Annotated in this window: 23 protein-coding genes; 8 read left to right on the forward strand and 15 right to left on the reverse strand. The window is 63.9% G+C overall.

Translation table 11 applies throughout. The annotated features are described in order from the left end of the window. The first annotated feature begins 41 nt into the window (after nt 1-41). On the forward strand, nt 42-494 hold the full coding sequence (locus ACQY80_RS15145; protein ID WP_428681273.1) for a glycine zipper 2TM domain-containing protein: 453 nt from the start codon (nt 42-44) through the stop codon (nt 492-494). 21 nt (nt 495-515) lie between these two features. On the opposite strand, the gene phoB is transcribed toward ACQY80_RS15145, so the two are convergent. The 6 genes from phoB to ACQY80_RS15175 form a co-directional block, all read right to left on the reverse strand. Further along, nucleotides 516-1,211, reverse strand: a complete 696-nt coding sequence (phoB, locus tag ACQY80_RS15150; protein ID WP_428681275.1) for a phosphate regulon transcriptional regulator PhoB — start codon at nt 1,209-1,211, stop codon at nt 516-518. Further along, nucleotides 1,211-1,930, reverse strand: a complete 720-nt coding sequence (gene phoU / locus ACQY80_RS15155) for a phosphate signaling complex protein PhoU (RefSeq protein WP_428681277.1) — start codon at nt 1,928-1,930, stop codon at nt 1,211-1,213. The genes phoB and phoU overlap by 1 nt, the downstream gene beginning before the upstream one ends. Nucleotides 1,931-1,955: 25 nt before the next feature. Further along, nucleotides 1,956-2,738: a phosphate ABC transporter ATP-binding protein PstB gene (gene pstB / locus ACQY80_RS15160; protein WP_428681279.1), complete on the reverse strand. Its 783-nt coding sequence runs from the start codon at nt 2,736-2,738 to the stop codon at nt 1,956-1,958. A gap of 2 nt (nt 2,739-2,740) precedes the next feature. After that, the gene (gene pstA, locus ACQY80_RS15165) at nt 2,741-3,997 is read right to left on the reverse strand and encodes a phosphate ABC transporter permease PstA (protein WP_428681281.1); all 1,257 of its coding nucleotides are present in this window, start codon (nt 3,995-3,997) and stop codon (nt 2,741-2,743) included. Beyond that, complete coding sequence (pstC, locus tag ACQY80_RS15170; protein WP_428681283.1) at nt 3,990-5,366, reverse strand: phosphate ABC transporter permease subunit PstC; 1,377 nt, start codon at nt 5,364-5,366, stop codon at nt 3,990-3,992. The genes pstA and pstC overlap by 8 nt, the downstream gene beginning before the upstream one ends. Nucleotides 5,367-5,584: 218 nt before the next feature. Then, nucleotides 5,585-6,634, reverse strand: a complete 1,050-nt coding sequence (locus ACQY80_RS15175) for a substrate-binding domain-containing protein (protein ID WP_428681285.1) — start codon at nt 6,632-6,634, stop codon at nt 5,585-5,587. A gap of 233 nt (nt 6,635-6,867) precedes the next feature. On the opposite strand from ACQY80_RS15175, the gene ACQY80_RS15180 reads away from it, so the two are divergent. The 4 genes from ACQY80_RS15180 (at nt 6,868) to ACQY80_RS15195 (ending at nt 9,628) form a co-directional block, all read left to right on the forward strand. After that, on the forward strand, nt 6,868-7,968 hold the full coding sequence (locus ACQY80_RS15180; RefSeq protein ID WP_428681287.1) for an AAA family ATPase: 1,101 nt from the start codon (nt 6,868-6,870) through the stop codon (nt 7,966-7,968). Beyond that, on the forward strand, nt 7,965-8,648 hold the full coding sequence (locus ACQY80_RS15185; RefSeq protein ID WP_428681289.1) for a DUF4276 family protein: 684 nt from the start codon (nt 7,965-7,967) through the stop codon (nt 8,646-8,648). Before ACQY80_RS15180 ends, ACQY80_RS15185 begins: the two co-directional genes overlap by 4 nt. Next, the gene (locus ACQY80_RS15190; RefSeq protein ID WP_428681291.1) at nt 8,648-8,956 is read left to right on the forward strand and encodes a putative quinol monooxygenase; all 309 of its coding nucleotides are present in this window, start codon (nt 8,648-8,650) and stop codon (nt 8,954-8,956) included. Before ACQY80_RS15185 ends, ACQY80_RS15190 begins: the two co-directional genes overlap by 1 nt. 126 nt (nt 8,957-9,082) lie before the next feature. Beyond that, a complete protein-coding gene (locus ACQY80_RS15195) occupies nt 9,083-9,628 on the forward strand; it encodes a hypothetical protein (RefSeq protein WP_428681293.1) in 546 nt (181 codons plus the stop codon). Nucleotides 9,629-9,684: 56 nt separating this feature from the next. Here the strand turns inward: ACQY80_RS15195 and ACQY80_RS15200 are convergent, their stop codons facing one another. Both ACQY80_RS15200 and uvrA read right to left on the reverse strand, forming a co-directional pair. Next, on the reverse strand, nt 9,685-10,395 hold the full coding sequence (locus tag ACQY80_RS15200) for a hypothetical protein (RefSeq protein ID WP_428681295.1): 711 nt from the start codon (nt 10,393-10,395) through the stop codon (nt 9,685-9,687). Between the two features lie 128 nt (nt 10,396-10,523). Continuing rightward, the gene (gene uvrA / locus ACQY80_RS15205; RefSeq protein WP_428681297.1) at nt 10,524-13,418 is read right to left on the reverse strand and encodes an excinuclease ABC subunit UvrA; all 2,895 of its coding nucleotides are present in this window, start codon (nt 13,416-13,418) and stop codon (nt 10,524-10,526) included. Nucleotides 13,419-13,651: 233 nt separating this feature from the next. Here uvrA and ACQY80_RS15210 point away from each other — a divergent pair, with 233 nt between their 5' ends. Continuing rightward, nucleotides 13,652-15,736, forward strand: coding sequence for a M13 family metallopeptidase (locus ACQY80_RS15210; RefSeq protein WP_428681299.1), 2,085 nt, complete (start codon nt 13,652-13,654; stop codon nt 15,734-15,736). Nucleotide 15,737: 1 nt separating this feature from the next. On the opposite strand, the gene ACQY80_RS15215 is transcribed toward ACQY80_RS15210, so the two are convergent. After that, nucleotides 15,738-17,273: a BCCT family transporter gene (locus ACQY80_RS15215; RefSeq protein WP_428681301.1), complete on the reverse strand. Its 1,536-nt coding sequence runs from the start codon at nt 17,271-17,273 to the stop codon at nt 15,738-15,740. Between the two features lie 133 nt (nt 17,274-17,406). On the opposite strand from ACQY80_RS15215, the gene ACQY80_RS15220 reads away from it, so the two are divergent. Continuing rightward, nucleotides 17,407-17,775, forward strand: a complete 369-nt coding sequence (locus ACQY80_RS15220) for a hypothetical protein (RefSeq protein ID WP_428681303.1) — start codon at nt 17,407-17,409, stop codon at nt 17,773-17,775. 12 nt (nt 17,776-17,787) lie between these two features. Here the strand turns inward: ACQY80_RS15220 and ACQY80_RS15225 are convergent, their stop codons facing one another. Next, nucleotides 17,788-18,333, reverse strand: coding sequence for a hypothetical protein (locus ACQY80_RS15225; protein WP_428681305.1), 546 nt, complete (start codon nt 18,331-18,333; stop codon nt 17,788-17,790). A gap of 232 nt (nt 18,334-18,565) precedes the next feature. Here ACQY80_RS15225 and ACQY80_RS15230 point away from each other — a divergent pair, with 232 nt between their 5' ends. Then, nucleotides 18,566-18,907 (forward strand): UrcA family protein, encoded by a 342-nt coding sequence (locus tag ACQY80_RS15230; RefSeq protein ID WP_428681307.1) that lies wholly within the window; start codon nt 18,566-18,568, stop codon nt 18,905-18,907. 78 nt (nt 18,908-18,985) lie between these two features. On the opposite strand, the gene ACQY80_RS15235 is transcribed toward ACQY80_RS15230, so the two are convergent. The 5 genes from ACQY80_RS15235 to ACQY80_RS15255 form a co-directional block, all read right to left on the reverse strand. After that, on the reverse strand, nt 18,986-19,717 hold the full coding sequence (locus tag ACQY80_RS15235) for a LytR/AlgR family response regulator transcription factor (RefSeq protein WP_428681309.1): 732 nt from the start codon (nt 19,715-19,717) through the stop codon (nt 18,986-18,988). Then, the gene (locus ACQY80_RS15240) at nt 19,717-20,886 is read right to left on the reverse strand and encodes a sensor histidine kinase (protein WP_428681311.1); all 1,170 of its coding nucleotides are present in this window, start codon (nt 20,884-20,886) and stop codon (nt 19,717-19,719) included. The genes ACQY80_RS15235 and ACQY80_RS15240 overlap by 1 nt, the downstream gene beginning before the upstream one ends. Nucleotides 20,887-20,979: 93 nt before the next feature. Next, nucleotides 20,980-22,455 carry an MATE family efflux transporter gene (locus tag ACQY80_RS15245; protein ID WP_428681313.1) on the reverse strand — a complete coding sequence of 492 codons (1,476 nt, stop codon included), beginning with the start codon at nt 22,453-22,455 and terminating at the stop codon, nt 20,980-20,982. Next, nucleotides 22,452-22,940, reverse strand: a complete 489-nt coding sequence (locus ACQY80_RS15250) for a hypothetical protein (protein ID WP_428681315.1) — start codon at nt 22,938-22,940, stop codon at nt 22,452-22,454. The genes ACQY80_RS15245 and ACQY80_RS15250 overlap by 4 nt, the downstream gene beginning before the upstream one ends. Then, complete coding sequence (locus ACQY80_RS15255) at nt 22,937-25,630, reverse strand: valine--tRNA ligase (RefSeq protein ID WP_428681317.1); 2,694 nt, start codon at nt 25,628-25,630, stop codon at nt 22,937-22,939. Before ACQY80_RS15255 ends, ACQY80_RS15250 begins: the two co-directional genes overlap by 4 nt. Nucleotides 25,631-25,660: the final 30 nt, after the last annotated feature.

A 25,660-nucleotide genomic window follows, 5' to 3' on the forward strand; every position in this document is an offset into this window, starting at 1 on the left:
TCTCATGATAGGCTGCGGCAGCTTTTCAGGAGACAGATGCCATGCGCTTCAGCCTGTTATCCGCGACACTCGCCGTGACCTTTCTCGCAGCCGCTCCATTGGCCGCGCAGCAGAATTCGCGCGACGCGCTCCGACAGTATAATCAGCAGACGATGCCGCACGAGGATCGCGACTGGCGCAAATTTGCCGACTATGACTTCGACCGGCTCGAGAGCGGTCAGAGCAAATATTATGCGAACCGCTATTATCGCGACTACCGCTACTACGAGCCGCGTGCACTGGGGCGTGAGGATCGCGTGTATCGCGGCGGCGACAGTGCCTATTATTGCCGCCGCCCGGACGGGACGACCGGCCGCATCGGCGGGCTTGCAGGGAAGCTTCCCGACAATCTGCTCCGTCGTGGCGGATCGGACCTGCTCGGCGTGCTAGCCGACGCGAGCGGCACAGCGGCTATCGGACAGTCGGTCGACAGCGGCAAATTGATCTGCCGCTAACCGGGTTGGGTCTGGCGACCTTTATCCTTTGCCTGCATCCAGCGCATAGCCCGCCGAGCGGACCGTGCGGATGATGTCGGTGGTGCCCGGCAGGTTGATCGCCTTGCGGAGGCGGCGGATATGGACGTCGACCGTGCGCAGTTCGATGTCGCTGTCCTGACCCCACACGCTGTCGAGCAGCTGCCCGCGTGAGAAGACGCGGCCCGGATGCTCCATGAAATGGCGGAGCAGGCGGAACTCGGTTGGCCCCATCGCGACAATCTGGCCATTGCGGACGACCTTGTGCGCGACCGAGTCGAGCTCGATGTCGGCATAGGCGAGCAATTCGCCCGCGAGCGCGGGGCGCAGGCGGCGGAGAACGGCCGATACGCGCGCCACGAGTTCGCGGGGGCTGAACGGCTTGGTGACATAGTCGTCGGCGCCGGTTTCGAGACCGCGGATGCGGTCCTCTTCCTCGCCGCGCGCGGTCAGCATGATGATCGGGACGTTCGCCGACTTGGGATTGCGGCGCAGGCGCCGGCAAACCTCGATGCCGGGCAGGCTCTCGATCATCCAGTCGAGCAGGACGATGTCGGGAACACGCTCCTCGACCAGGACGAGCGCCTGTTCGCCATCGGGGGTCTGGCGGACCGAGAAGCCCTCGCGGGCGAAATGCCACACGATGAGTTCGGCGATCGCTTCGTCATCCTCGATCAACAGCAGGTCGGGCTGCGGCATCAGCCTTGCTCCTGTCCCGAGGCGGCGCCTTCGGGCGTTTCGCCGCGCTCGCGTTCGTCCATATGGTCGCCGGTCACGACATAATAGACCATCTCGGCGATGTTCGTCGCATGGTCGCCCATACGCTCGAGGTTCTTGGCGACGAACAGCAGGTGCGCGCTCTCGGTGATATGCTTCGGATTTTCCATCATGAAGGTCACGAGGGTGCGGAAGATGCTGTTGTAGAAATCGTCGATATTCTTGTCGCGGACGGTGACGCGTACCGCGAGCTCGGCGTCGCGCGCGGCGAAGCTGTCGAGCGCGTCGTGGATCAGCTCGGCGACGCCCGCCGACATCGACATCAGCACCGGGATCGCCTCGATCGAGCGCGTCTGGTCCATCAGCGCGACGCGCTTGGCGATATTCTTCGCATAGTCGCCGATGCGTTCGACGACCGAGACGATCTTGAGCGCCGCGATCATCTCGCGAAGATCGTCGGCCATCGGGGCGCGGAGCGCGATCGTCTGGACGGTGAGTTGCTCGACTTCGCTTTCCAGCGCGTCGATCTTCTTGTCGCCCTCGACGACCTGCGCCGCGAGTGCGAGGTCGCCATTGTTGAGCGCGTTCATCGCCTGGAGCAGCGCCTGTTCGGCGCGTCCGCCCATCTCGCTGATCAGGCCGCGCAGGCGGTTCAGATCTTCGTCGAAGGCCTTGACGGTATGATCGTTGACTACTGCCATCGTTCGTTCCTTTCGCGGCTACGGATCAACCGTAGCGGCCGGTGATATAGTCCTTGGTGCGTTCCTGCTTCGGGTTCGTGAAGATGTCGGTGGTCTTGCCGTACTCGACCAGTGTCCCGAGGTGGAAAAAGGCGGTGCGCTGCGACACGCGGGCCGCCTGTTGCATGTTGTGCGTGACGATCACGATAGCATATTTGCCGCGCAGTTCGTGGATCAGTTCCTCGATCTTCGCGGTCGCGATCGGGTCGAGCGCCGAGCAGGGCTCGTCCATCAGGATGACTTCAGGGTCGACCGCGATCGCGCGCGCGATGCACAGGCGCTGCTGCTGGCCGCCCGACAGGGCGGTGCCGCTTTCGGCGAGGCGGTCCTTGACCTCGTCCCACAGGCCGGCGCGAACCAGCGCGCGCTCGACGATGACGTCGAGATCGGCCTTGGCGGCCGCAAGGCCATGGATGCGGGGGCCATAGGCGACATTGTCATAGATCGACTTGGGGAAGGGGTTCGGCTTCTGGAACACCATGCCGACCCGCGCGCGCAGCTGCACGACGTCCATCGACGGCGCATAGATATCTTCGCCGTCGAGCGTAATCCTGCCCGTGACGCGCGCGCCGGCGACGGTGTCGTTCATCCGGTTCAGCGAGCGGAGGAAGGTCGACTTGCCGCAGCCCGAGGGGCCGATGAAAGCGGTGACCAGGTCGGTGCCGACGTCGATCGACACCTCGTTGATCGCCTGCTTCTCGCCATAGAAGACGTTGACGCCTTCGGCTTTCATCTTGGGGTCGGCGATGGTCAGATCGTCTTGGGTCATGGTCACCAGCGTTTTTCGAACTTGTTGCGGAGATAGATCGCGAGCGCGTTCATCGACAGCAGGACGATGAGCAGCACGATGATCGCGGCGGAGGTCTTTTCGACGAAGCCGCGGTCGACCTCGTCTGACCAGAGGAAGATCTGCATCGGCAGCACGGTCGACGGCGAGCAGATGCCCTCCGGCACGTCGCCGATGAAGGCGCGCATGCCGACGAGCAGCAGCGGCGCGGTCTCGCCCAGCGCGCGTGCCATGCCGATGATCGTGCCGGTCAGGATGCCGGGCAGCGCGAGCGGCAGGACATGGTGGAACACCACCTGCACCGGGCTGGCACCGACGCCCAGCGCCGCATCGCGGATCGACGGCGGCACCGCCTTGATTGCGTTGCGGCTGGCGATGACGATCACCGGCATCGTCATCAGCGCCAGCGTCAGCCCGCCGACGAGCGGGCTTGCCTGGCAGAGGCCGAACCAGTTGATGAACACCGCGAGCGCGAGCAGGCCAAAGATGATCGAGGGCACCGCCGCGAGGTTGTTGATCGACACTTCGATGAGGTCGGTCCAGCGGTTCTTCGGCGCATATTCTTCCAGATAGAGCGCGGCGAGCACCCCGGTCGGAAAAGCGATCAGAAAGGCGATGAAGATCGTCAGCAGCGATCCCTTCAGCGCGCCCCAGATGCCCGCGACCGCAGGATCGGTCGCGTCGGCATTCTTGAAGAAGGGCGTGTGGAGCCCCGTCGACAGCTTGCCGTCCTTCTCCAGCGCCGCGACTTTCGCGCCGATCGCGCCCTTGCCGCCGTCCTTGGCCGCAATATCGACCTCGGACGAGGCGGGGAGGTGGAAGGTCGTCTTGCCGTTCAGCAGATCAGGATCGGCCTTGATATCGGCGCGGACTTCCTTCCACGCATTCTCGCTGATCAGCTTCGACCCGTCGGGGCCCAGCGCCTCGTCGGCGGCAAAGGCGACGATGTCGGCCAGCCCGGCGTTCGCGATTGCCTGATCGACGTCGGGATCGGACAGGCGCGACGCGTCAACCGTCAGCGGCATCGCCTTGAAGTCGATCGGAACCTCGACATTCGTATAGGTGAAGCCGCGCAGGCCGTTGCCGACCATGACGAACAGCAGGAAGGCGAGGAAGAAGCCCGAGAGCAGGACCGCGCCCAGCCCGAAGAGCCTGAAGCGGCGCTCGGCGCTATAGCGGCCGGCGATGCGCTTTTGCATCGTGGCGCTTTTCCAGTCGGTGGGGGCGGTTTCCCTAGTCATAAGCTTCGCGATACTTTTTGACGATGCGCAGCGCGACGATGTTGAGCAGCAGCGTGACGAGGAAGAGGACAAGGCCGAGGGCAAAGGCGGCGAGCGTCTTTGCACTGTCGAATTCCTGGTCGCCGGTCAGCAGCTTGACGATCTGCGCGGTCACCGTGGTGACGCTGGCAAAGGGGTTGGCGGTCATGTTGGCGGAAAGGCCCGCGGCCATCACGACGATCATCGTCTCGCCGATGGCGCGGCTGACCGCGAGCAGGATGCCGCCCATCACGCCCGGAAGCGCGGCGGGGATCAGCACCTGGCGGATCGTCTCGTTCGGGGTGGCGCCCAGCGCGAGCGAGCCGTCGCGCATCGCCTGCGGCACCGCGTTGATACTGTCGTCGGCCATCGAGGACACGAACGGGATGATCATCACGCCCATCACGATACCCGCGGCGAGCGCGCTTTCGGTCGAGGCGTTGGGAATGCCCAGCATCACCGCGAAGTTGCGGAGCGCCGGCGCCACCGTCAGCGCGGCGAAATAGCCATAAACGACGGTCGGCACGCCCGCGAGAATCTCGAGGAGCGGCTTGACCCAGCGGCGCACCGCGGGCGCGGCATATTGGGTGAGGTACACCGCGGTCATCATCCCGATCGGGATCGCGACGATCATCGCGATGATCGCACCGATCAGCACCGTGCCCCAGAACAGCGGGATGCCGCCGAACGTGTCGGGCTTGGGCGCGCCGCTCTGCGGGTTCCAGTAGGTGCCGAAGAGAAGCTCGGTCGGCGGGACAAGGCGGAAGAAGCGGATCGATTCGAACAACAGCGACAGCACGATGCCGAAGGTCGTCAGGATCGCGACGAGCGAGGCGACGAGCAGGATCGCCATGACGATCTTTTCGACCCGCGTCCGCGCGCGAAAGTCGGGCTTGATCCGCGTGAAGGCGTAAAGGCCGCCGGCGAGTGCGAGCGCCAGCATCGCGGCAATGCCGATCGCCGCGTAAGTGTGCGTCGCTTGCGTATAGGGTTTGACCAGCGGCGCCGCGGCGGGAAGCCGCACGGCGGCCTGCTGCCCGGTCGCGACGTTGCGCGCATCGGACAGGATCGCGCCGCGCTCGAAGCCGAAGGCGGGCAGCGACTGCGCGGCGTCGCTTGCGAGCACCGAATTGGTGATCAGGCCCGGCGACACCGCCGACCAGACGGCCAGGAAGATCGCGGCGGGGGCGAACAGCCACAGCGCGACGTACCAGCCATGATATTGCGGGCGCGAATGCAGCTTGGTGCCCGAACGGCCCGCAAGCATCGCCGATCGAGCCCGTCCGGCAAGCCAGCCGATCAGGGCAAGCCCTCCGATCAGCAGCAGTAAGGCGGCGGCGTTGAAAGTCACTGTGTCCCCGTTATCCTGTCTGGATAGCCCGGTCCGACCCAAAGCGGGGCGGCGTGGCAATTTGATGACTCTGTGTCACAATTTTCACCGTCTGCTCGTTTCGGGCTCGTCGAAAGGCAGCGCTTCGACAGGCTCCGCCCGAACGGAGGAACTGGCAACCCGAAAATCGGCGGCCGGGCAGGGGATGTGGCCCCGTGCGCCAGCCGCCAGCGGGGGAGTTACTTCAGCTCGGCGCCGTCGAGGACGGTCATGCCCTTGGCGTTCGCCGCGGCCTTGTCGGCGATGTCCTTGGGCGAGACGACCAGACCCTTGGCGGCGAGATAGCCACCCGAGGCCGCACCCTTCAGGAACTCGGCGACATATTCGGCAAGGCCCGGGATGACGCCGATGTGCGCCTTTTTGACATAGATGAACAGCGGACGCGAACCCGGATAGGTGCCGTCGGCGATCGTCGCGTAGGTGGGCGACACGCCCTGCACCGGCACCGCCTTGATCTTGTCCTTGTTGGCGTCGAGATAGCTGAAGCCGAAGATGCCGAGGCTGTCGGGATTCTTGTCGAGCTTCGAGATGATGAGGTTATCATTCTCGCCCTGCTCGACATAGAAAGGCGCACCGCGCAGGCCCGTGCAGACCTCTTCATGCTTGTCCTTGTCGCTGTCCTTCAGCGCCTTCATCTCGGCATTGGCGTCGCAGCCCTTGCCCAGGATCAGCTCCTTGAACGCATCATAGGTGCCGCTGGTCGACGGCGGACCGAAGACCGAGATCGAGACCGCGGGCAGCGCCGGGTTGACGTCTTTCCACGTCTTGGCGGTGTTCGGCTTGCCATAGGGGTTCGCCGCGAGCGCCTTGTATACGTCTTCCTCGGTCAGCTTGAAGCCGGGGCCGCGCTGCGCTTCGCCCAGCGCGATGCCGTCGATGCCGACCTGGATTTCGACGATGTCCTTGACGCCATTCTTGGCGCAGGTGTCGAATTCCTTTTTCTTGATGCGGCGCGAGGCGTTCGCGATGTCGGGGGTGTCGCCGCCGACGCCCTGGCAAAAGCGTTCGAAGCCACCGCCGGTGCCGGTGCTGTCGATCTTCGGCACCTTGTTGCCGGTCGCTTCGGCGAACTTCTCGCCGGCCGCGGTGGCAAAGGGATAGACGGTCGAGGATCCGACCGCGCTGATATAATCGCGCGCGCCGCCGCCCGAGGACGCCTGATCCTGACAAGCCGAAAGCGCCAGTGCGGCAGTTGCAACACACGCGGCGAGGGCAAATTTCTTCACCATGGAAAAATCCTGTCGGGGGTCGTTACCGAACCAAGCCGCCACCCCCGCAGCGACTCGCTGAGCCGCCAATGGGGGTTTTGTGTGACGTGTTTGTGACAGAGACTGTCATGGAAGTGTCATGGGTGAGATGCTTGAAGCCCACATTCCTTGTACGGACTTCGTGCTTGGCCATGCTAGTGCCTACGTGATCATTGAGTCGTTTGATTTCGTGCGCCGTCACGACGGGATTTGAAATGCCAGCAATTGATTGGATTACGGTTCAGGGCTTCAAAAGCCTACGGGATATCGAGAAGCTGCCGCTAAATGATGTTAATGTCATCATCGGGTCCAATGGATCTGGCAAGAGCAATTTTATAAATGTCTTTTCTCTTCTGAACTCCATTCGGGGAGGGCGTTTGCAGGAGTACGTCGCTACCAACGGAGGCGCGTCATCGCTCTTATATATGGGGCCAAAAGAGACCAGCAAAATATCTATACATATCGCTTTCTCTAATGAGAAAAACCAATATAAAATAGATCTTTCTTATTCTGACGGGGATATATTGAAGCCCACTCTTGAATCAGTATTTTACTGGGATAAATCCAAATACAACTATCCGTACGATACCAGTTTGGTTGCTAGGGATGGCGAGGCTGGAATTAGCGCGCAAAGCAATCATGCAATTGCCTCTTATGTACAAAATCATTTGCAAAAATGGCGTGTATATCACTTTCATGATACTAGCAGAACGTCGCCAATGAAGCAGAATTGTGATGTTGGAGATAATAGATTTTTGCGAGCAGATGGATCAAATCTGGCTTCTTTTATTTATCTTTTAAAAAATGAACATCCAGATTGCTACAATATTATTCGAGCTAGTATAAAGCGCGTGGCCCCATTTTTTGACGATTTTTCCCTCTCTCCTTCTGAGCTAAATGGCGATAAAATAAAGCTCGAATGGAAGCACGTCGGGACGGATGCGTATTTTTCTGCCGCCTCGCTGTCGGATGGGACGCTTAGGTTCATTGCGCTGGCTACTCTCCTTCTCCAGCCGAGCGCTTTGCGTCCATCTGTCATTTTGATCGACGAGCCAGAGTTGGGCCTCCATCCGTATGCGTTGGGAATACTTGCTGCGATGATCCGTTCTGCTGGGCGAGGGAGCCAGATTATCGTTTCTACTCAGTCAGCGCTTTTTTTAGATTACTTCGAGCCGAAGGATGTGCTCGTGGCCGATCGCGTCGACGGCGCGACGATTTTCAATCGTCTTGACGACGAGAGGCTTTCGAGTTGGCTTGAGGAATACAGCTTGGGGCAGCTTTGGGAAAAGGCTGAAATTGGAGGACGGCCCCGTTGACTCGGCTTCTTGTCCACGTGGAAGGGCAGACGGAAGAAACCTTTGTGAATGAGGTGTTGGCACCTCATTTGTATGATTGTGGATACAATTCCGTCGGCGCCCGGTTGCTTGGAAACTCCCGAATGCGGAGCAAGCGGGGGGGAATCTCCGATTGGAAAATTGTTCGGCGCGAAATTGATCGCCATCTAGCGGAAGACGGCGGAGCCATCGCAACGACCTTTGTAGACTATTATGCTTTACCCGAACAGTGGCCTGGGCGGCAAAACGCGCCGTCACTACCGATCGATGTCCGAGCTGCTCACGTCCAAGAACAAGTGGCCGCTGATTTTTCCGCATTCAGTCCAAGGCACCAACGGTTCGAGCCCTTTGTAGTTTTGCACGAATTTGAGGCCCTATTGTTCAGTGATTGCAAGGCCTTTGGAGAAAGCATCGGCCATGCGAATAAAGTTGAACAACTGCAAATGGTACGAGACGCTTTCCCTTGCCCTGAACATATTAACGATTCTCCGCAGACGGCGCCGTCAAAGCGGGTTTGTACTATTATCCCGGGGTATGAGAAGGTTATATTTGGTAACGTGGCCGCACTGAGCATTGGACTTGATACTATGAGGGCAACATGTCCGCATTTTGAGGACTGGCTAAGCCGACTAGAGGGCAAGCTCCTGCAAGGGGTGGCCTGATGATCCTCATCACCGGCCACGTCATTCTCGCCCCCGAGCATCGCGCGCGCATGATCGCGCTCGGCGCCGAGCACAGCGCGCGGTCGCGGTCCGAACCGGGGTGTCTGGCGCACAACTGCCATGTCGATGTCGAAAACCCCGACCGGCTGATGTTCGTCGAGGAGTGGGAGAGTATCGACGCCGTGCGCACCCATTTCGCGGTTCCCGCGTCGGGCGCCTTCGTCGCCGAAATGCGCGCGCTCTCGCCGCAGCCGCCCGCGATCCGCATCTATACCGCCGAGGACATCACCGCGAAGCTGATGGGGTGATCCTCTTCTCCCCTCCCGCTTGCGGGAGGGGTTGGGGGAGGGTAGCAGCATCGGCGGGATGGCCGACGGCGGCCGCTCCCCAAACCCCTCCCTGAAGGGAGGAGCTTTCTTTATGTGCGGGGGCATATGAGCGGGTTTGAATTCATCTTTTCGCTGTTCGGGCTGATCCTCGGCCTCGCGCTGGCCGAGGGGCTGGGCGGGCTGGCGCGTGCGCTCAAGGCCAGCCACCGCGTGCGGATTGGCTGGCCGACCGCGCTGCTCGGCCTGTTCGTGTCGTGCGACGTCGTGACCTTCTGGATGTATGGCTGGGCGATGCGCGACCTGTTGCCGCTGAGCTGGCCGGTGCTGTTCGGCGGCTTCCTCGTCACCGCCATCTATTTCATCGCGGCGACGCTGGTGTTCCCCGACGATGCCGAGGCGTGGCACGATCTGAACGGCCATTTCGACAAGCAGCGCCGGTTGGTGATCGGCGGCGTCTTCCTCGCCAACATCGCGCTGCTGTCCACCGTCGCATATTTCGCGGGGCTGCCCTCGCTCAGCCTGCGCAACATCGTGACGACCTGGTCCTTCTTCCCCGTCGCGCTGACCGCGATCACGGTGACCGATCGCCGCATCGTCTGCGCCTGCCTGATCTGGCTGATCGCGCTCTACCCGCTGTCGGCGGTGTGGTGATGTAAAAAAGCCCCGGACCGCGGCCCGGGGCTTTTCCTTTTCGTCGGTGCGGGCGATCAGGTCGCCGGCGTGCTTGCCGGGGCCGGTTCGGCCGCGGGCGCGGTCGCAGGCGTGACCACCGCAACCGGAGCGGCGGGCGCAAGCTGGGCGGTGGGCACGATTACCGCCCCCGCCGGGATAGCATAGGCGAGCGGCTCGTTGGTGCGTGCGATCAGGTGCTGGCCATTCGGGATGATCGCCGACTTGCCCGTCACAAACGCGCCGAACACGCCGACCGCGATCGCCGCGCCGACCGCGGCGCCGGTGTTTCCTTGGCCTTCCTGCCGGTGCATGCCCGCCAGCGGCAGGCGCTGACCGTTCGCGAGCGTCAGTTCGTTGAAGGTGACCTCCATCTTCGCCGACTTGCCGAAAGCCCCCTTGCCGGTGCGCCAGGTCACCGTCCCCATGCCGCGCGTGCCCTTCGGGATCACGACGACGCCATTGTGCATCACGTCGAACACCGTGTGCATCGGGATCGTATGCCCCTCGCGCAATTTCTTGCTGTTCGCCTCGGCGTCGGGCGTCAGGATGATCTCGGTATAGGCGGGCAGCAACAGCGCCGGTGCGGGCGCCGCGATGGCGGCGACGGCCGGTGCGGCGGTGGCTTCGGTGACGGTTTTGGCGGCCGGTTCGGCGGCGGCGGTGGCCGGCGCCTCCTGCGCGTGGACGGTGGTTGCGGCGAGCACAGCAAAAGCACCCGCCAAAGCGGTTGCGACCCTCGGTTTCATAGACATTCCCCCAATGCCGCAGGACGCGGCAAGCCCTTCCTGCTAAGGGGAAAAGCGATTGTCAACGATGTAAGTAATGACCCCGTCGGGCCACGGTTTTACGCCGCTTTTTCTGTGCCGCGGACCGCCTATTTCTCCAGCAGCGGCTTCAGATACTGGCCGGTAAAGCTGCGCGGTTCCTTCACCACCTGTTCGGGGGTGCCCGCGGCGACGATCTCGCCGCCCTTGACGCCGCCCTCGGGGCCGAGGTCGACGATCCAGTCGGCGGTCTTGATGACGTCCAGGTTATGCTCGATCACCACGACGCTGTTGCCCTGATCGACGAGCGCCTGCAGCACTTCGAGCAGCTTGCGGACATCCTCGAAATGCAGGCCGGTGGTCGGCTCGTCGAGGATATAGAGCGTTTGCCCGGTCGAACGGCGCGAGAGTTCCTTGGCGAGCTTCACCCGCTGCGCCTCGCCGCCCGACAGCGTCGTCGCCTGCTGCCCGACCTTGATATAGCCAAGCCCGACGCGGACGAGCATCGCCATCTTCTCGCGGATCGACGGCACCGCCTTGAAGAACTCCGCCGCATCCTCGACCGTCATGTCGAGCACGTCGGCGATGCTCATGCCCTTGAACTTCACCTCCAGCGTCTCGCGGTTGTAGCGTTTGCCGTGGCACGTCTCGCACGTGACATAGACGTCGGGCAGGAAGTGCATCTCGATCTTGATCAGGCCGTCGCCGGTGCAGGTCTCGCAGCGGCCGCCCTTGACGTTGAAGCTGAAGCGTCCGGGCTTGTAACCGCGCGCCTGACTTTCAGGCAGGCCCGCGAACCAGTCGCGGATGATCGTGAAGGCGCCGGTGTATGTCGCGGGGTTCGACCGCGGGGTGCGGCCGATCGGCGACTGGTCGATGTCGATCACCTTGTCGCAATGCTCGAGCCCGGTGAGCGCGTCGTGCGGACCCGCGACCATCCGCGCGCCGTTCAGCGTCCGCGCCGCGCTGGCATAGAGCGTGTCGATCACGAGGCTTGACTTGCCCGACCCCGACAGGCCGGTGACGCAGGTGAAGGTGCCGAGCGGGATCGTCGCGGTGACATTCTGCAGATTGTTCGCGCGCGCGCCCTTCAGCACCAGATCGAAGCCGTTGCCGGGGCGGCGGTGCGCCGGAACCTCGATCTTCTTCGCGCCGGTGAGGTATGCGGCGGTCAGGCTCTTCTTGTTCGCGAGCACCTGTTTCAGCGTGCCCTCGGCGACGATCTCGCCGCCATGGACGCCCGCGCCGGGGCCCATGTCGACGACATAGTCGGCATGGCGGATCGCATCCTCGTCATGCTCGACGACGATCACCGTATTGCCGAGGTCGCGAAGGCGCTTGAGCGTCGCGAGCAGCCGGTCGTTGTCGCGCTGGTGGAGGCCGATCGACGGCTCGTCGAGAACGTAGAGCACCCCCGAGAGACCCGAACCGATCTGGCTGGCGAGCCGGATGCGCTGGCTCTCGCCTCCGCTCAGCGTGCCCGAAGTGCGGTTCAGGTTGAGATAGTCGAGGCCGACATTGTTGAGGAAGCCGAGGCGTTCGTTGATCTCTTTCAGGATCGCCTTCGCAATCTGGCGCTGCGTTTCGCTCAGCTTCGCGTCGAGCGTGCTGAACCAGGCGAGCGCGTCGGCAACCGAGCGCTGCGCGGACATACTGATGTCCTCACCAGCGATCTTCACCGCGAGCGGCTCGGGACGGAGGCGCGCGCCATGACACGTCTCGCACGGCTGCGCGGTCTGATACTTGCCCAGTTCCTCGCGCATCCACGCGCTCTCGGTCTGCAACATGCGGCGGTTGAGGTTGCCGATGACGCCCTCGAACGCCTTGTGCGTCGTATAGGTGCGCTTGCCGTCCTTGAAGGTCAGCTCGACCGGCATACCGCCGGTGCCGTGCAGGATGATCTGCTGCACTCCGCCCGGCAAGTCCTGCCACGGTGTGTCGAGCCCGAAGTCATAGGCTTTGCCGAGGCTTTCGAGCACCTGCATATAATAAGGCGAGGGCGGGTTCGATTTCGCCCATGGCACGACCGCGCCCTTCTTGAGGCTGAGCGCATGGTTCGGGACGACGAGTTCGGGATCGAACTCGAGCCGCTCGCCAAGCCCGTCGCATGCGGGGCAGGCGCCTTGCGGCGCGTTGAAGCTGAACAGCCGCGGTTCGATCTCGGCGATCGTGAAGCCCGAGACAGGGCAAGAAAATTTCTCGGAAAAGATGATGCGGTTGGCGGGAATGCCCGCGCCTTTCATCGCCCCGCCGGTGTCTTCGTCCTCGCGGCCCGGAACCGGTCCATCGGCGAGATCGACATAGGCGAGGCCCTCGGCGAGCTTGAGCGCGGTCTCGAAGCTGTCGGCGAGCCGCGTGCCAAGGCCTTCGCGCACCGCGATGCGGTCGACGACAACCTCGATGTCATGCTTGTATTTCTTGTCGAGCGCGGGCGCGTCGCCGATTTCATAGAACTCGCCATCGATGCGTACGCGGGTGAAGCCGTCCTTCTGCCACTGCGCGAGTTCCTTCTTATACTCGCCCTTGCGGCCGCGAACGACGGGCGCGAGCAGATAGGCACGCGTGCCTTCGGGCAATTCCATCACGCGGTCGACCATCTGGCTGACCGTCTGCGCACTGATCGGCTCGCCGGTAACAGGCGAATATGGCACGCCGACGCGCGCCCAGAGCAGGCGCATATAGTCGTAGATCTCGGTCACTGTCGCGACCGTCGAGCGCGGATTGCGGCTGGTCGTCTTCTGCTCGATGCTGATCGCCGGCGACAGCCCGTCGATATGCTCGACGTCGGGCTTCTGCATCATCTCGAGGAACTGGCGCGCGTAGGCGGACAGTGACTCCACGTAGCGCCGCTGCCCCTCGGCATAGATGGTGTCGAAGGCGAGCGACGATTTGCCGCTGCCCGACAGGCCGGTGATGACGATCAGCGCGTCGCGCGGCAGGTCGACGTCGACGCCCTTGAGATTATGCTCGCGCGCGCCGCGCACCGAAATATGGGTGAGACTCATGGGAGGGGTATGTTCCAGATTTGTTCTAAAGGCGCAAGGGGCCGTATTGCACCGCTTCGCGGCCTAGATAGGGAGCCCGGGCGCGCCTCGCAATGCATCGCCTTTCCACCAACATCCCGAAGGCTTCGACCAATGTCCGGTCGCTCGCTTGACGCTGTGGCGTGACGGGCGGAGAAGGCGGATCATGTTCGTGGTCCCGTCGGGATCGCGCGCGACACCGAGGAGACTGGGGAATGAACAAGTTTTTTGCAGGGGCTGCGGGCCTTGCGATCGCAGCCGTGCTGGCCGCATCGCCGGCGATGGCATGGCCAACCGGAGCGGACGCGACGCTCGCTGCCAAGGCGGACGGCGAGGGCGCCGCACCGGCGAAGGATGACGGTTCGCTGAAGGCCCTGACCTTCGGCAGCTGGGGCGTCGATCTGGGCGCGCGCGACACGTCGGTGAAGCCGGGCGACGATTTCGACAAATATGCGAACGGCGGATGGTTCGCGCGCACCGAGATTCCGTCGGACCAGGCGTCGGCGGGCGTCGACTACGACGTCTATAACCTGACCCAGCGCCAGCTGCGCCAGCTCGTCACCGGCGCCCCCGCGACGAGCCAGGTCGGCGGTCTCTATCAGAGCTTCATGGACGAGGCGCGCGTCAATACGCTCGGCTCGAAACCGCTGATGGCCGACATCGCCAAGGTTCAGGCGATCAAGGACAAGAGCGAGATGGCGCGCTTCATGGGCGCGACGCAGGGCACGTTCGGCACGACGATCGTCGGCGGTGGCCCCTATGCCGATCCCGACGCGCCGACGACGAACGTCCTGTGGCTGGGGCAGGGCGGTCTCGGCCTTCCCGAGCGCGACTATTATCTGAACGACGCTTTCAAGACGCAGCGCGACGCCTATCGCGCCTATATCGTCCGGACGCTGAAGATGCTCGGCAATGCGGCTCCGGATAAGGGCGCCGACGCGATCATGGCGTTCGAAACCGAGGTCGCCAAGGTCAGCTGGGCGATCGCCGACCGCCGCGACATCAGCAAGATCAACAATCCGATGACGTCGGAATCGCTCGCCGCCTATGCGCCCGGGCTCGACTGGAATGCCTGGTTCGCGGGCGCGGGCATCACGCCGCAGAAGCGGATTATCGTCAACGAGAATACGGCGATCCGCGACATTGCCGCGCTTTATGGCAAGACCCCGCTCGACACGCTGAAGCTGTGGCAGGAGTTCCATGTCGCCGACAATGCGGCCAATTATCTGTCGCAGGACTGGATCGACAGCCGCTTCGAATATAGCAAGGCGCTGAGCGGCGTGGGCGAACTTCGCCCGCGCTGGAAGCGCGGCCTGCAACTCGTCGACGGCAGCCTCGGCGAACTGGTCGGCGAAACCTATGCCCACCAATATTTCCCGGCGAGCGCGAAGGCGAAGATGGAAACGCTCGTCGCGAACCTGAAGCTTTCGATGGGCGACCGCATCCGGAACAACAGCTGGATGGCGCCCGAGACAAAGACCGCGGCGCTCGCCAAGCTCGAAAAGATGGACGTCATGGTCGGCTATCCCGACAAATGGCGTGACTATTCGGGGCTGAAGATCGACCCGGCCGACCTCTATGGCAATGTGAAGCGCAGTGCGGCGTTCGAATATGCCTATTCGCTCTCGGACCTGAACAAGCCCGTCGATCGCAAGAAATGGTCGATGAACCCGCAGGAGGTGAACGCTTATAACGGCGGGCTCGAGAACAAGATCGTGTTCCCGGCCGGTATCCTGCAGGCGCCTTATTTCAGCGAGAGCGTCGATGATGCGGTCAACTATGGCGCGATCGGCGCCGTGATCGGCCACGAAATCACGCACGGCTTCGACGACCAGGGCCGCAAGATCGACGCGACAGGCGCGGTGCGCGACTGGTGGACCGCCGCGGATGGAAAGCGTTTCGAGGAGCAGGCAAAGGCATTCGGTGCGCAATATGCGACCTATGAAGCGGCGCCGGGTGCGTTCATCAATCCCGACCTCACGATGGGTGAGAATATCGCCGACCTCGCGGGTCTGGAGGTCGCCTATGACGCCTATCACCGCTCGCTGAACGGCAAGGAAGCGCCGGTAATCGACGGGCTGACCGGCGACCAGCGCTTCTTCCTCGCCTTTGCCCAGGCGTGGCGTGACAAGGCGCGCGACGATTCGATCAAACAGCAGGTGGCGAGCGATCCGCACAGCCCGGCGCGCTGGCGGATCATCGGCCCGGTACGTAACGTCGATGCCTGGTACAAGGCGTTCAACGTCACGCCCGACGCCAAATATTATCTGAAGCCCGAAGCGCGCACGCGCATCTGGTAACTCAGTCGGACAGCACGGGGGCGGCCGATGGTCGCCCCCGCAGCGTCATCACGGCGAGCGACAGCGCAGCGCCGATAATCACGAACAACGCGGGGGCGCCGCCCAGCACCGACATCATGCGAATGCCGTCGAGCCCCGATGCGGCGACGAGCACGACCGCGACCAGCCCCACCGCGATACCCCAGACGCTCTGTACTGCGAGCGGCGCTTCGGGCGCGTCGGGGGTGATTCCGCGCGTCGACAGCGCGCTCATCGCCGAGACATTGGCATCGGCGCCGGCGACATAGGACAGAAAGATCGTGAACAGGATCAGCCCGGTCACCGCCGGCCCACCGCCAAGGGCGTCGAACAGATGGAAAAGCACCGCGTCCGGTCCTTTTGCCGCAATGGTCGCATAAAGGCCGGCCGCGCTCTGCTGGTCGAGGATGATCGCCGAGCCCGCAATCGCCGTCATCCACAGCGCGCCGAACAGCGACGGAAGAACGAGATTCATCAGAATGAACTCGCGCACGCTATAGCCGACCGCGAGACGGCCGAGGAACAGCGCGGTCACGGGAGCCCAGGCGAACCAATTGCCCCAATAGAAGATCGTCCACTGGCGGCTCCAGTCGGGATCGACGCCGATGCCGAGATTGCGGGGTACGAAGGTCGAAATATATTCCCCGCTCGCGCGCAGCGAGAGACCGAACATCTCGGCGGTCGGCCCGGCGAGCAGGGCAAAGGCGATGATCGCGAAAAACAGCCAGGTGTTGAGCACCGACAGGCCGGCGATGCCTTTTTGAAGGCCCGTTGCTGCCGAGATCAGGAAGCTCGCGACGATCAGGATTGCGATGAGCCAGCGAAGCGGCATGCCGCCGGTGAAATGCCCGAGATTTTCTATACCGCCCGCGAGCGCCAATATCCCCGCACCCATCGATGCGGCCATACCGGCGACAAGAGCATAAAGGCATATGATGTCAATGCCCGTTCCCACGGGACCGTGCGCGCGCTTGCCGATCAGGGGAACGAACAGCGATGACAGGCTAAAAGGCTCGCGCCGGTTGTAATAGACGAGCGCGAAGGCCAGCGCGGCGACGGTGTAGATCCCGTATGGCGTCAGCGTCCAGTGCAGGAACATCGTCGACATGGCGAAGGTCGCGGCGGCATCACTGCCGGGTTGGAGCCCTAACATCGGCGGGGGCGTGTCGAGATGAAACAGCGGCTCGGCAGCGCCCCAGAAGAGAATGCCGGTCGCGATCGTAGTGCAGAGCATGACCGCGAACCAGCGCCAGCGATCGAGCAGCGGCTTGGCGTCCGGTCCGCCGATGATCGTCTTCCCCAGCGGCGAAATCGCCACGACCGCAAGCAGGACAAGAAAGGCGAGGCCCGCCCCGGCGAACACCGGCCCTAGCTGCCGCAGCACCCAGTCGTTGGCAGCCGTTTCGACCGCCACGAACGCATCGCCCTGCCAGATGCTGAGCAGCAACGCCGCCGAAAGGATCGCCAGCGGAATGAAGAAGACCGGGCGGTTGATCGGGTGGCGAGAAGCTGCTGGCAAATGATCCGCCGTTAGGACATGAGGGACGCCGTCAGCATGACGGCTGCGCGCCGCGGCGTCAAACCCCCGAACGGGAACGACCCGCCGGGCAAGGCGTTCGACCGACAGGTGTCTCAATTGCAGGAGAGCTTCGATGATCAGGACAATTTTGACCGCTTCGGCGACCGTGGCGCTGCTTGTGGCCGGACAGGCCGCGGCAATGCAGAAGAACCCCGATGGCACGACTGCGGAAGAGCGCGCCAATACGTCGCGTCTGAATGCCGATCAGCTGGCGAAAGCCAATGCCGAGACGAAAGCCTATGAAGCCGCGGTCGCCGCACGCGCGCAGCAGGAAGCCGCGAGCCAGGCCGAATATGCCAAGGCCACTGCCGCCTACGAAGCCGAGAAGGCGCGTATCGCGGCCGCGAACGCCGAAGCACGGATGAAGTGGGAGGCCGACGTTGCGGCGTGCGAGGGCGGCGACAATTCGCGCTGCGCCCCTCAGGGCACCCCCAAGAACTGACGGCCGGACCGGCTATTCCGGTTCGGGAATCGCAGGAGGCTCCGGCATTTCGCCGGGGCCTTTTTGCTGCTTGGCGCCCGACCTTTGGGGCATCTCGGGGGCTGTGGCCGACAGCCCGACGGGAACGACCATCGCCGGCGGGCTGCGCCGCGCCGGGACGAGGGGCGGGGCCGGGTCGGGCAGTCGTCCGCCGTAGCGATACCCGTCGTTCGCCTCGGGCGATGGTGGCATGTCGACATCGACCTCACCCAATCGGCGAAAGGGCTCACTCATTCGCGTTTCACGCTGGGCGCGCAGCCGGGCTGCGACGCCGTAACTGTCCGCGCAGCCTGGACAGGCCACGGGCGCAGGGGCGGCTTCGGTGATATGGGCTTCGGGGTTGGCGCTCAGCCCGGCGAAGGATGCCGCTTCGCGCACCTCGCCATCGAGGCCCTTGCCGACGACGATCATACCGAGCAGCGCGCCGCCGCCGAGCCCGGCGATCACAAAGGCGAGCGCCCATATCAGCCGGCGCTCGACCGCATTGCGACTCGGATAAAGGCCCCGTTCCCGCGTCATGAGCCGGATGAGGCCATTGTGACACCCGGATTGCAAGCTTTCGGCCATTCGTCGATGCCCAAACGGCTTTCGTCCACCCTATCGACGGCGCCTCCGGGCCGGTCGAACCTTGCATGCGTCGATGCCGCAAATGCCGCATTCAGGCTGTGCGGGATGCGGGTTGACCAGGTCTTCCCCGGTTCCGGACAGCTTCGTGTCCCGCATCATCACCCCCGGATGAGAGGACTCCCCCATGTTCAAACCGACTCTGGCCCTGTTGGCCGCCACCATCGCAGCCGGCGCTGCCGCTGCCCCCGCCATCGCGCAGGACGACGGCGCGCCCCGGATCACGATCCGCTACAGCGACCTCGACCTTGCGACCGCCGATGGCCGCGGCCGGCTCGACACCCGCGTTCGCGTCGCGATCCGCGCCATGTGCAACAGCGAACCGCGCCAGTCGCTGCGCCAGCGTGAAGCGTCGCTGGAGTGCGAGGCGCAGGCGCGGCGCAGCGTCGATCCCCAGCTTGCTTCGCTGTTGAAGGGCAGCAGCGCACGTTTCGCGAGCGAAAAACCGCCGGTCGTCGCTGCTCCCTGATGACTCCGACCGACCTGCATCGTCCGATGCGGGTTGGAACGAAGGCGGTCATGCCCACGGCATGGCCGCCTTTTCGCGTCAGGCGTGCATGATCGCCTTGACGTCGTGAAGATAGGTGCGGCCGATCCGGTGGACGCCGCCTTCGCCAAGGTCGACGCTCCACGCGCCGTCGCCATGATGCTTCAGCCCGACGATCCCGTCGCGGCGGATCATCTTCGACCGGTGGATCCGCATGAACTGGTCGGGGTTCATCCGGGCCTCGAGCGATTTGATCGTCTGATGGATCAGCCAGCTGCGCCCGCCGACGTGCAGCCGCATATAGTCGCGCTCGGCCTCGATCAGGTCGACCTGGTCGGCGTCGATACGCAGCATTTCACCGCGGTTCTGGACCCAGAATTCATTGATCCACTTGCTCTTCTGTTTGGGCGCGCGATCGGTCGCCCCCCATTCGCGAACGCGTGCGAGGGCGCGGGCAAGCCGGTCGGGCGAGACGGGCTTCAGCAGATAGTCGACCGCGGCCACGTCGAACGCGGCGACCGCGTACCGATCGAAGGCGGTGACGAAGACGACGGCGGGCGGATTGTCGAGCAGTTCGATCGCCGCCGCCACGGCAAGCCCGTCGAGGTCTGGCATCGCGATGTCGCACAGGACCAGATCGGGCGCGAGCGCATCGACCATGCGGAGCGCCGAGGCGCCGTCGCTGGCGGTGCCGACCAGCGCAATGCCATCCTGCTGCCCGGCAAGAATCTGGAGCCGCTCGATCGCGAGCGGTTCGTCATCGACGATAAGCGTTCGTAAAGTCTGCATCATCAGCAGCCCTCCCGAGCCAAGGGTAGCCAGAGCGACACAAAGAAGCCACCCGTATCGGACGGTCCCCATTCGCACCCAGCGGCCGGGCCATAGCGGGTCAGCAAGCGTTCGCGCACATTGCCGAGGCCGAGGCCGGTTCCCGCGGCGGGCGCGGGCGCTTTCGGATCGATGTCGTTTTCGATGCGAACGACCAGCAGACCATATTCGTTGCTGGCGGTCAGGCGGACCGCGATGCGGCCCTTGCTGGGCGCCACGCCATATTTGATCGCATTCTCGATGATCGGTTGAAGGATCAGGACCGGGACACAGGCGTTTTCCAGCTCCTTCGGGATCGTCACCTCAACCTGCAGCCGGTCGGGGAAGCGCACCTGTTCGATATCGAGATACAGCCGCTGGAGCGCGATTTCCTCATCTAGGCTGACGAGCTGTTCGGGATCGACCGCTAGACTTGAGCGCAGGAAGGACGACAGGTTCATGATCATCGTCTCAGCCTCGCTCTTCGATCCGCGCAGGACGAGCGTCGACAGCGAGTTGAGTGTGTTGAACAGGAAGTGCGGGTTGACCTGATAATGGAGCGCGCGGAGCTGCGCAGTCTGGGCCTCGATGCGGAAATGGTTCGCGCGCCGCTCGACCGCGCGCATCTCGTTCGCATAGCCGAAAGCCACATAGAGCGCGGCCCACACCGCGAAGAAGAAATACCAGCGGATCGAGCTGTCGAGGATCAGCACCATCTGCCAGGCCACCGGGAATTTGGACTGGATATCGGCGATGACCTTCGGCGAGTCTTCGAGCGGAAGCCAGTAATAGAAGACCAGCAGGTTCAGGCAGGCATAGACGATGACGAGCGGGATCGCGGTGCCCATCGCGACCCCGAGGCGCGCCGCGAACCCGCGCGGCTGGACGTGCTGGATCAGCTGATAGAGGACGAAGGTGCAGAGGATGCCGGCGACCACCACCGCGGCGCGGCGGCCGGCATATTCCCACTGTTCGGCGCCCGCAAGAATGCCGAGGCCCGTGGTGATCACGAAATAGAGAAGCCACATGGCGACGATCGAGCCGATCGCGACGCGCGGGTTGACGCGGGCATCGGACGCACGCCAGTCGGGCGCCGCCGCCAGCATTTTCGCACGCTGGTCACGCAGCGCTTCTTTACGGATATTGCCACTCATTGCGGCTGCTTTAGCGTCAAATATCGTCCCAAGGCTAGCGCGCGCCGAGCCACCAGTCGAAGGCGTGCGGTCCTTGGTCGAAAGCGGACCGCTTTATCCGGCGTTCGGCTGCGGCAATGTTCGGCGCCAGTTGCCACGCCGGTACACTAGCCACGCCATCGCCAGCGAGGTGAGGGAAGAGAGCGGGAAGCTCCACCAGAGGATGTCGCTGCCGATCACCGGATAGCCGAAATAATAGATGCCGAGGCGGATCGGGAACATCGACACGAACAGGATGACGAGCGGCGGCACGACCGAGCCATTGGCGCGCAGCGTGCTGATGAGCACGATCGTCGTGCCGAAGGGCAGGAAGGTCCAGGTTGCGATATACTGGATGTGGCGCGCGACCTCGACCGCATCGCTCCCGCTGCCGAGGAACAGCGACAGCGCGGCGCGGTCGAACAGCAGCAGCAGCGCGATCAGCACGCCGGTCATCGCAAGGTTGATCATGATGCCGCTGGTCGTGACCCCGGCCACGCGATCCCAACGCTGCGCCCCGATATTCTGCGCGGCCATCGAGCTGACCGCAGCGCCGACCGCGAGCGCCGGCATCTGGATATAATTCCAGAGCTGAAGCGTCGCGCCATAGGCGGCGGCGGTGACGAGGCCCTCGCGATTGACGAGCCCGACCATGATGAGCCCGGCGCCCGAGATGACGAGCATCTGGGCGCCCATCGGCAGGCCGCGCCCGATGATGAAGCGCAATTCGTTCCAGTTCGGGATCAGATAGCGCAGCTCATGCCCGCGCAGGCGCAGGACGTGATTCTTCGCATAGAACCAGGCGATCATCCCCGTAAGGCTGATCGTTCCGGCGAGGGCGGTTGCCAGCGCGCTTCCCGCGATGCCAAGACGCGGGAAGGGGCCAAGGCCCAGGATCAGCACCGGGTTGAAGGCGATATCGAGGACGACCGCGAGGATCATGAAGCGGAGCGGTGTCACCGCATCGCCCGCGCCGCGCGATGCCATCATCAGCGTAACCGACAGCATCGAAGCTGGCACTGCCAGAAAGGTGACGCGCAGATAATCATGCGCCAGCGCAAAAGCCTCGGGCGGGGTTTCGAGCCAGCGCAGGATGCGGTCCGACGCGAACCAGCCGAGGATCGCGATCACGACCGAGAAGATCAGGGCAAGGCCGATGACGCCGCCGGTCGCGCGCCGCGCGGCATCCACGTCGCCGCGCCCCATCGACTGGCCGATGAGCACGGTCGCCGCCATGCCGAAGCCGAAGAAGGCGCCGAACATCAGGAACATGATGATGTTCGCATTGGCGGTCGCGGCGAGCGCGCCTTCGCCCAGAAACTGTCCGACCCAGATCGAGTTCACCGAACCCGACAGCGTCTGAAGGATGTTCGACGCAAGCGTTGGGAGCGCGAAGAGGATCAACGTCTTCGCGATCGGCCCCTGCGTCAGGTCCATTCGCCCGCCGCCGCGCGCGGTCTGGCGCGGTGGAACCGGGCTTGCGGCCGGATCGGCGGCGGCAGCAACGGGCGTTGGCGTCAGGGGCGTGTCGTCGCCATATTCGGTGGTCATTCGGGTCCGCCTTCGAGATCGCCGACGCATTGAAGTTCGGGGTCGGTTATCGCGGCCTTTTCAAGATCGCGGGTCTGTTTGGTCACGCCGGGAAACAGCCGGTCAGGCGCGATGCGATAGGACTGGATCAGTGCGATCGCCCATTGATAATGCCGCGCGCCGGCAGCGCAGCTGTCGCTGCCGCCGTCACCCTCGGCCCAGACCGTGCGCCAGCCTGTCTGACCGTCGTGCTTCAGGAGCGACTTGAAGCCGCCGATGACGCCATTGTCGCCCTCGGCATAGGCGATGGCGCGGTCGCCATCGTGCCATACCCGCAAATAGCGGAAGGTGAAGCGCATGTCGGGATGGGTGCGCAGCGCCTCCAGAACGGCGGCGCGATCGGCGCTTCCGGTAGCGGGCGTGAGCGGCGAAGCGTCTTTGGCAGCCAGCGGAGCGGCGCAAAGCAGCGCCGTCGCCAGAACCAGACCTCGCGCGCCGCGGATCACCCCAGTCGCGCCAGTGCGGCGGTCAAACGATCGGCTTCGGCTTCCTTGGCCGCATGGTCGGCGCGTGCCTTTTCGACCGCCTCAGGCTTCGCGCGTTCGACGAACGAAGGGTTGTTCAGACGGCCGGCGAGGCCATCGCGTTCCTTCGCCGCGGCGGCGAGCGCCTTTGTCAGGCGGTCGCGTTCGGCCGCGATGTCGATCACGCCTTCGAGCGGGATGGTGATCGTCTCGCCCTCGACGACGAGCTGCGCCGAGGCGCCCGCGGGCGCCGGATCGAAGCTGATCGCCTCAAGACGCGCGAGGCGGTCGAGCTGTGCCGCAAGCTTGTCGGTGCGGCCCTTGAGCGACGCCGGGAAATGCGCGTTAAGGCGCGCGCCCGGGGGCAGGCCGAGCTCGGCCTTGGCGGTGCGCAGTTCGCTGACAAGCTTGATCAGCCAGTCGATGTCGGCGCTGGCGGCAGCGTCGCTATCGGCCGTCGGCGCAGGCCATTTGGCGGTGATGAGCGGATAGTCGGCGCGGTCGCCTAGCCCGGTCCACAGCTCTTCGGTGATGAAGGGCATGAAGGGGTGGAGCATGACGAGGATCTGGTCGAGCACCCAGCCGGCGACGGCTTTGGTCTCGTCGTCGATCGCGCCCTTGATCAGCTCGAGATACCAGTCGCAGAAACGGTCCCAGGCAAAGCTGTAGATCGCGTTTGCGGCCTCGTCGAAGCGATAGGCGGCGAAGGCGGTTTCCATCGCGGCGACGGTCGCGGCGACTTCGCCGATGATCCAGCGGTTGACCGGCAGCGTTGCGGCCGGCGCCTCGAAGCTGGTCGAGGCCGAAATGCCGTTCGCTTCGCAGAAGCGCGCGGCGTTCCACAGCTTGGTCGCGAAGTTGCGATACCCCGCGAGGCGCGCGTCATCCATCTTGATGTCACGGCCCTGGCTTTCCATCGCCGACATGAAGAAGCGCAGCGCATCAGCGCCGTACTGGTCGATCAGGCCGAGCGGATCGACGACATTGCCCTTCGACTTCGACATCTTCGCGCCGTCGGGCGCGCGGACGAGGCCGTGGAGATACAGCGTCTTCCACGGCACGTCGCCCATGAACTCCATGCCCTGCATCGCCATGCGCGCATCCCAGAAGAAGAGGATGTCGAAGCCCGAGATGAGGACGTCGTTGGGGTAGTGGCGCTTGAGAAGCTCGGTGTTTTCGGGCCAGCCGAGGGTAGCGAAAGGCCAGAGCGCGGAGGAGAACCACGTGTCGAGGACGTCCTCGTCACGCGTCAGTGCGACGCCCGCGCCGGCTTGTGCCTGCGCTTCCTCTTCGGTTTCGGCGACGAATATGCGGCCGTCCTTGGCATACCAGGCCGGAATCCGGTGACCCCACCAAAGCTGGCGCGACACGCACCAAGGCTGGATATTCTCCATCCAGTTGAAGAAGGTCTTTTCCCATGTCTTGGGGACGATGTTGATGCGGCCGTCGCGCACCGCGGTCATCGGCGGCTGTGCGAGCGTTTCGGCGTCGACATACCATTGGTCGGTCAGCCAGGGCTCGATCACCACGCCGCCGCGGTCGCCGAACGGCGTCTGGATCGTGCGCGGTTCGGCGTCCTGTTCGACGGTCTCGCCGTCCTTTGACGTTACGACATGCGGGATGAGGAAGCCGAGTTCCTTCATGCGCGCGACCACGAGCTCGCGTGCGCCGTCGATCCCGTCGCGCTTGAAGCGGTGGAGGCCGAGATATTCTTGCGGGATCAGTCCGTCGGCGGTCTGGATGACGTTTGCATCGCCGTCGAGCATGTTGAGCATCTCGCCGGGCTTGAAACCCGCGCGCTTGCCGACATCGAAGTCGTTGAAATCATGGCCCGGCGTGATCTTCACCGCGCCGCTGCCCAGTTCAGGGTCGGCATGTTCGTCGGCGACGATCCTGAAGCGACGCCCCGTGATCGGCTGGAGGATATCCTTGCCGATCACGCTCTTGTAGCGCGCATCGTCGGGGTGCACCGCGACCGCCATGTCGGCGAGCATCGTTTCGGGGCGCGTCGTCGCGACCTCGATATAATCGCGGCCGTCGTCGAGCGTCACGCCGTCGGCGAGCGGATATTTGAAGTGCCAGAAGCCGCCCTGAACCTCGTGCGTCTCGACCTCGAGGTCCGAGATCGCGGTCTTGAGCTTCGGATCCCAGTTCACGAGCCGCTTGTCGCGGTAGATCAGACCCTTTTTGTGGAGGTCGACGAACACCTTGACGACGGCGCGCGTGAAATGCGGGTCCATCGTGAACTGCTCGCGGCTCCAGTCCATCGAGCAGCCGAGACGGCGGAGCTGACCGGTGATCTGGCCGCCGCTTTCCGCCTTCCACTGCCAGACCTTCTCGACGAAATCCTCGCGACTATAGTTGGTGCGCTTGTCCTGCCGCTCTTCCATCTGGCGTTCGACGACCATCTGGGTTGCGATGCCGGCATGGTCCATGCCGACGACCCACAGCGCATCCTTGCCGCGCAGTCGTTCGTAGCGGACGAGCACGTCCTGCAGCGTGTTGTCGAGCGCATGGCCGATATGCAGCGCGCCAGTGACGTTTGGCGGCGGGTTTACGATCGTGAAGGGTGTCGCGTCGGGACGCGCGGGACGGAAGAGTCCACGGCTTTCCCACTCATGGGCCCATTTCGCCTCGATAGCGGCGGGATCGAAGGTTTTTTCCATCGGCATAGCCGGGCGCCTTTGCCAGTCGGGCTGCGG

Source organism: Sphingopyxis sp., assembly GCF_965279755.1.
Taxonomy (GTDB): domain Bacteria; phylum Pseudomonadota; class Alphaproteobacteria; order Sphingomonadales; family Sphingomonadaceae; genus Sphingopyxis.

Bases quoted from the DNA above. Each gene is read 5' to 3' on its own strand.
- ACQY80_RS15225 (WP_428681305.1), bottom strand. From the start codon at position 18,333: ATGACGCGGGAACGGGGCCTTTATCCGAGTCGCAATGCGGTCGAGCGC.
- ACQY80_RS15195 (WP_428681293.1), top strand. From the start codon at position 9,083: ATGAGCGGGTTTGAATTCATCTTTTCGCTGTTCGGGCTGATCCTCGGC.
- ACQY80_RS15255 (WP_428681317.1), bottom strand. From the start codon at position 25,630: ATGCCGATGGAAAAAACCTTCGATCCCGCCGCTATCGAGGCGAAATGG.
- pstA (WP_428681281.1), bottom strand. From the start codon at position 3,997: ATGACTAGGGAAACCGCCCCCACCGACTGGAAAAGCGCCACGATGCAA.
- ACQY80_RS15245 (WP_428681313.1), bottom strand. From the start codon at position 22,455: ATGACCACCGAATATGGCGACGACACGCCCCTGACGCCAACGCCCGTT.
- ACQY80_RS15210 (WP_428681299.1), top strand. From the start codon at position 13,652: ATGAACAAGTTTTTTGCAGGGGCTGCGGGCCTTGCGATCGCAGCCGTG.
- ACQY80_RS15175 (WP_428681285.1), bottom strand. From the start codon at position 6,634: ATGGTGAAGAAATTTGCCCTCGCCGCGTGTGTTGCAACTGCCGCACTG.
- ACQY80_RS15180 (WP_428681287.1), top strand. From the start codon at position 6,868: ATGCCAGCAATTGATTGGATTACGGTTCAGGGCTTCAAAAGCCTACGG.
- uvrA (WP_428681297.1), bottom strand. From the start codon at position 13,418: ATGAGTCTCACCCATATTTCGGTGCGCGGCGCGCGCGAGCATAATCTC.
- ACQY80_RS15200 (WP_428681295.1), bottom strand. From the start codon at position 10,395: ATGAAACCGAGGGTCGCAACCGCTTTGGCGGGTGCTTTTGCTGTGCTC.
- phoU (WP_428681277.1), bottom strand. From the start codon at position 1,930: ATGGCAGTAGTCAACGATCATACCGTCAAGGCCTTCGACGAAGATCTG.
- ACQY80_RS15240 (WP_428681311.1), bottom strand. From the start codon at position 20,886: ATGAGTGGCAATATCCGTAAAGAAGCGCTGCGTGACCAGCGTGCGAAA.
- ACQY80_RS15190 (WP_428681291.1), top strand. From the start codon at position 8,648: ATGATCCTCATCACCGGCCACGTCATTCTCGCCCCCGAGCATCGCGCG.
- phoB (WP_428681275.1), bottom strand. From the start codon at position 1,211: ATGCCGCAGCCCGACCTGCTGTTGATCGAGGATGACGAAGCGATCGCC.
- ACQY80_RS15145 (WP_428681273.1), top strand. From the start codon at position 42: ATGCGCTTCAGCCTGTTATCCGCGACACTCGCCGTGACCTTTCTCGCA.
- ACQY80_RS15235 (WP_428681309.1), bottom strand. From the start codon at position 19,717: ATGATGCAGACTTTACGAACGCTTATCGTCGATGACGAACCGCTCGCG.
- ACQY80_RS15220 (WP_428681303.1), top strand. From the start codon at position 17,407: ATGATCAGGACAATTTTGACCGCTTCGGCGACCGTGGCGCTGCTTGTG.
- ACQY80_RS15230 (WP_428681307.1), top strand. From the start codon at position 18,566: ATGTTCAAACCGACTCTGGCCCTGTTGGCCGCCACCATCGCAGCCGGC.
- pstB (WP_428681279.1), bottom strand. From the start codon at position 2,738: ATGACCCAAGACGATCTGACCATCGCCGACCCCAAGATGAAAGCCGAA.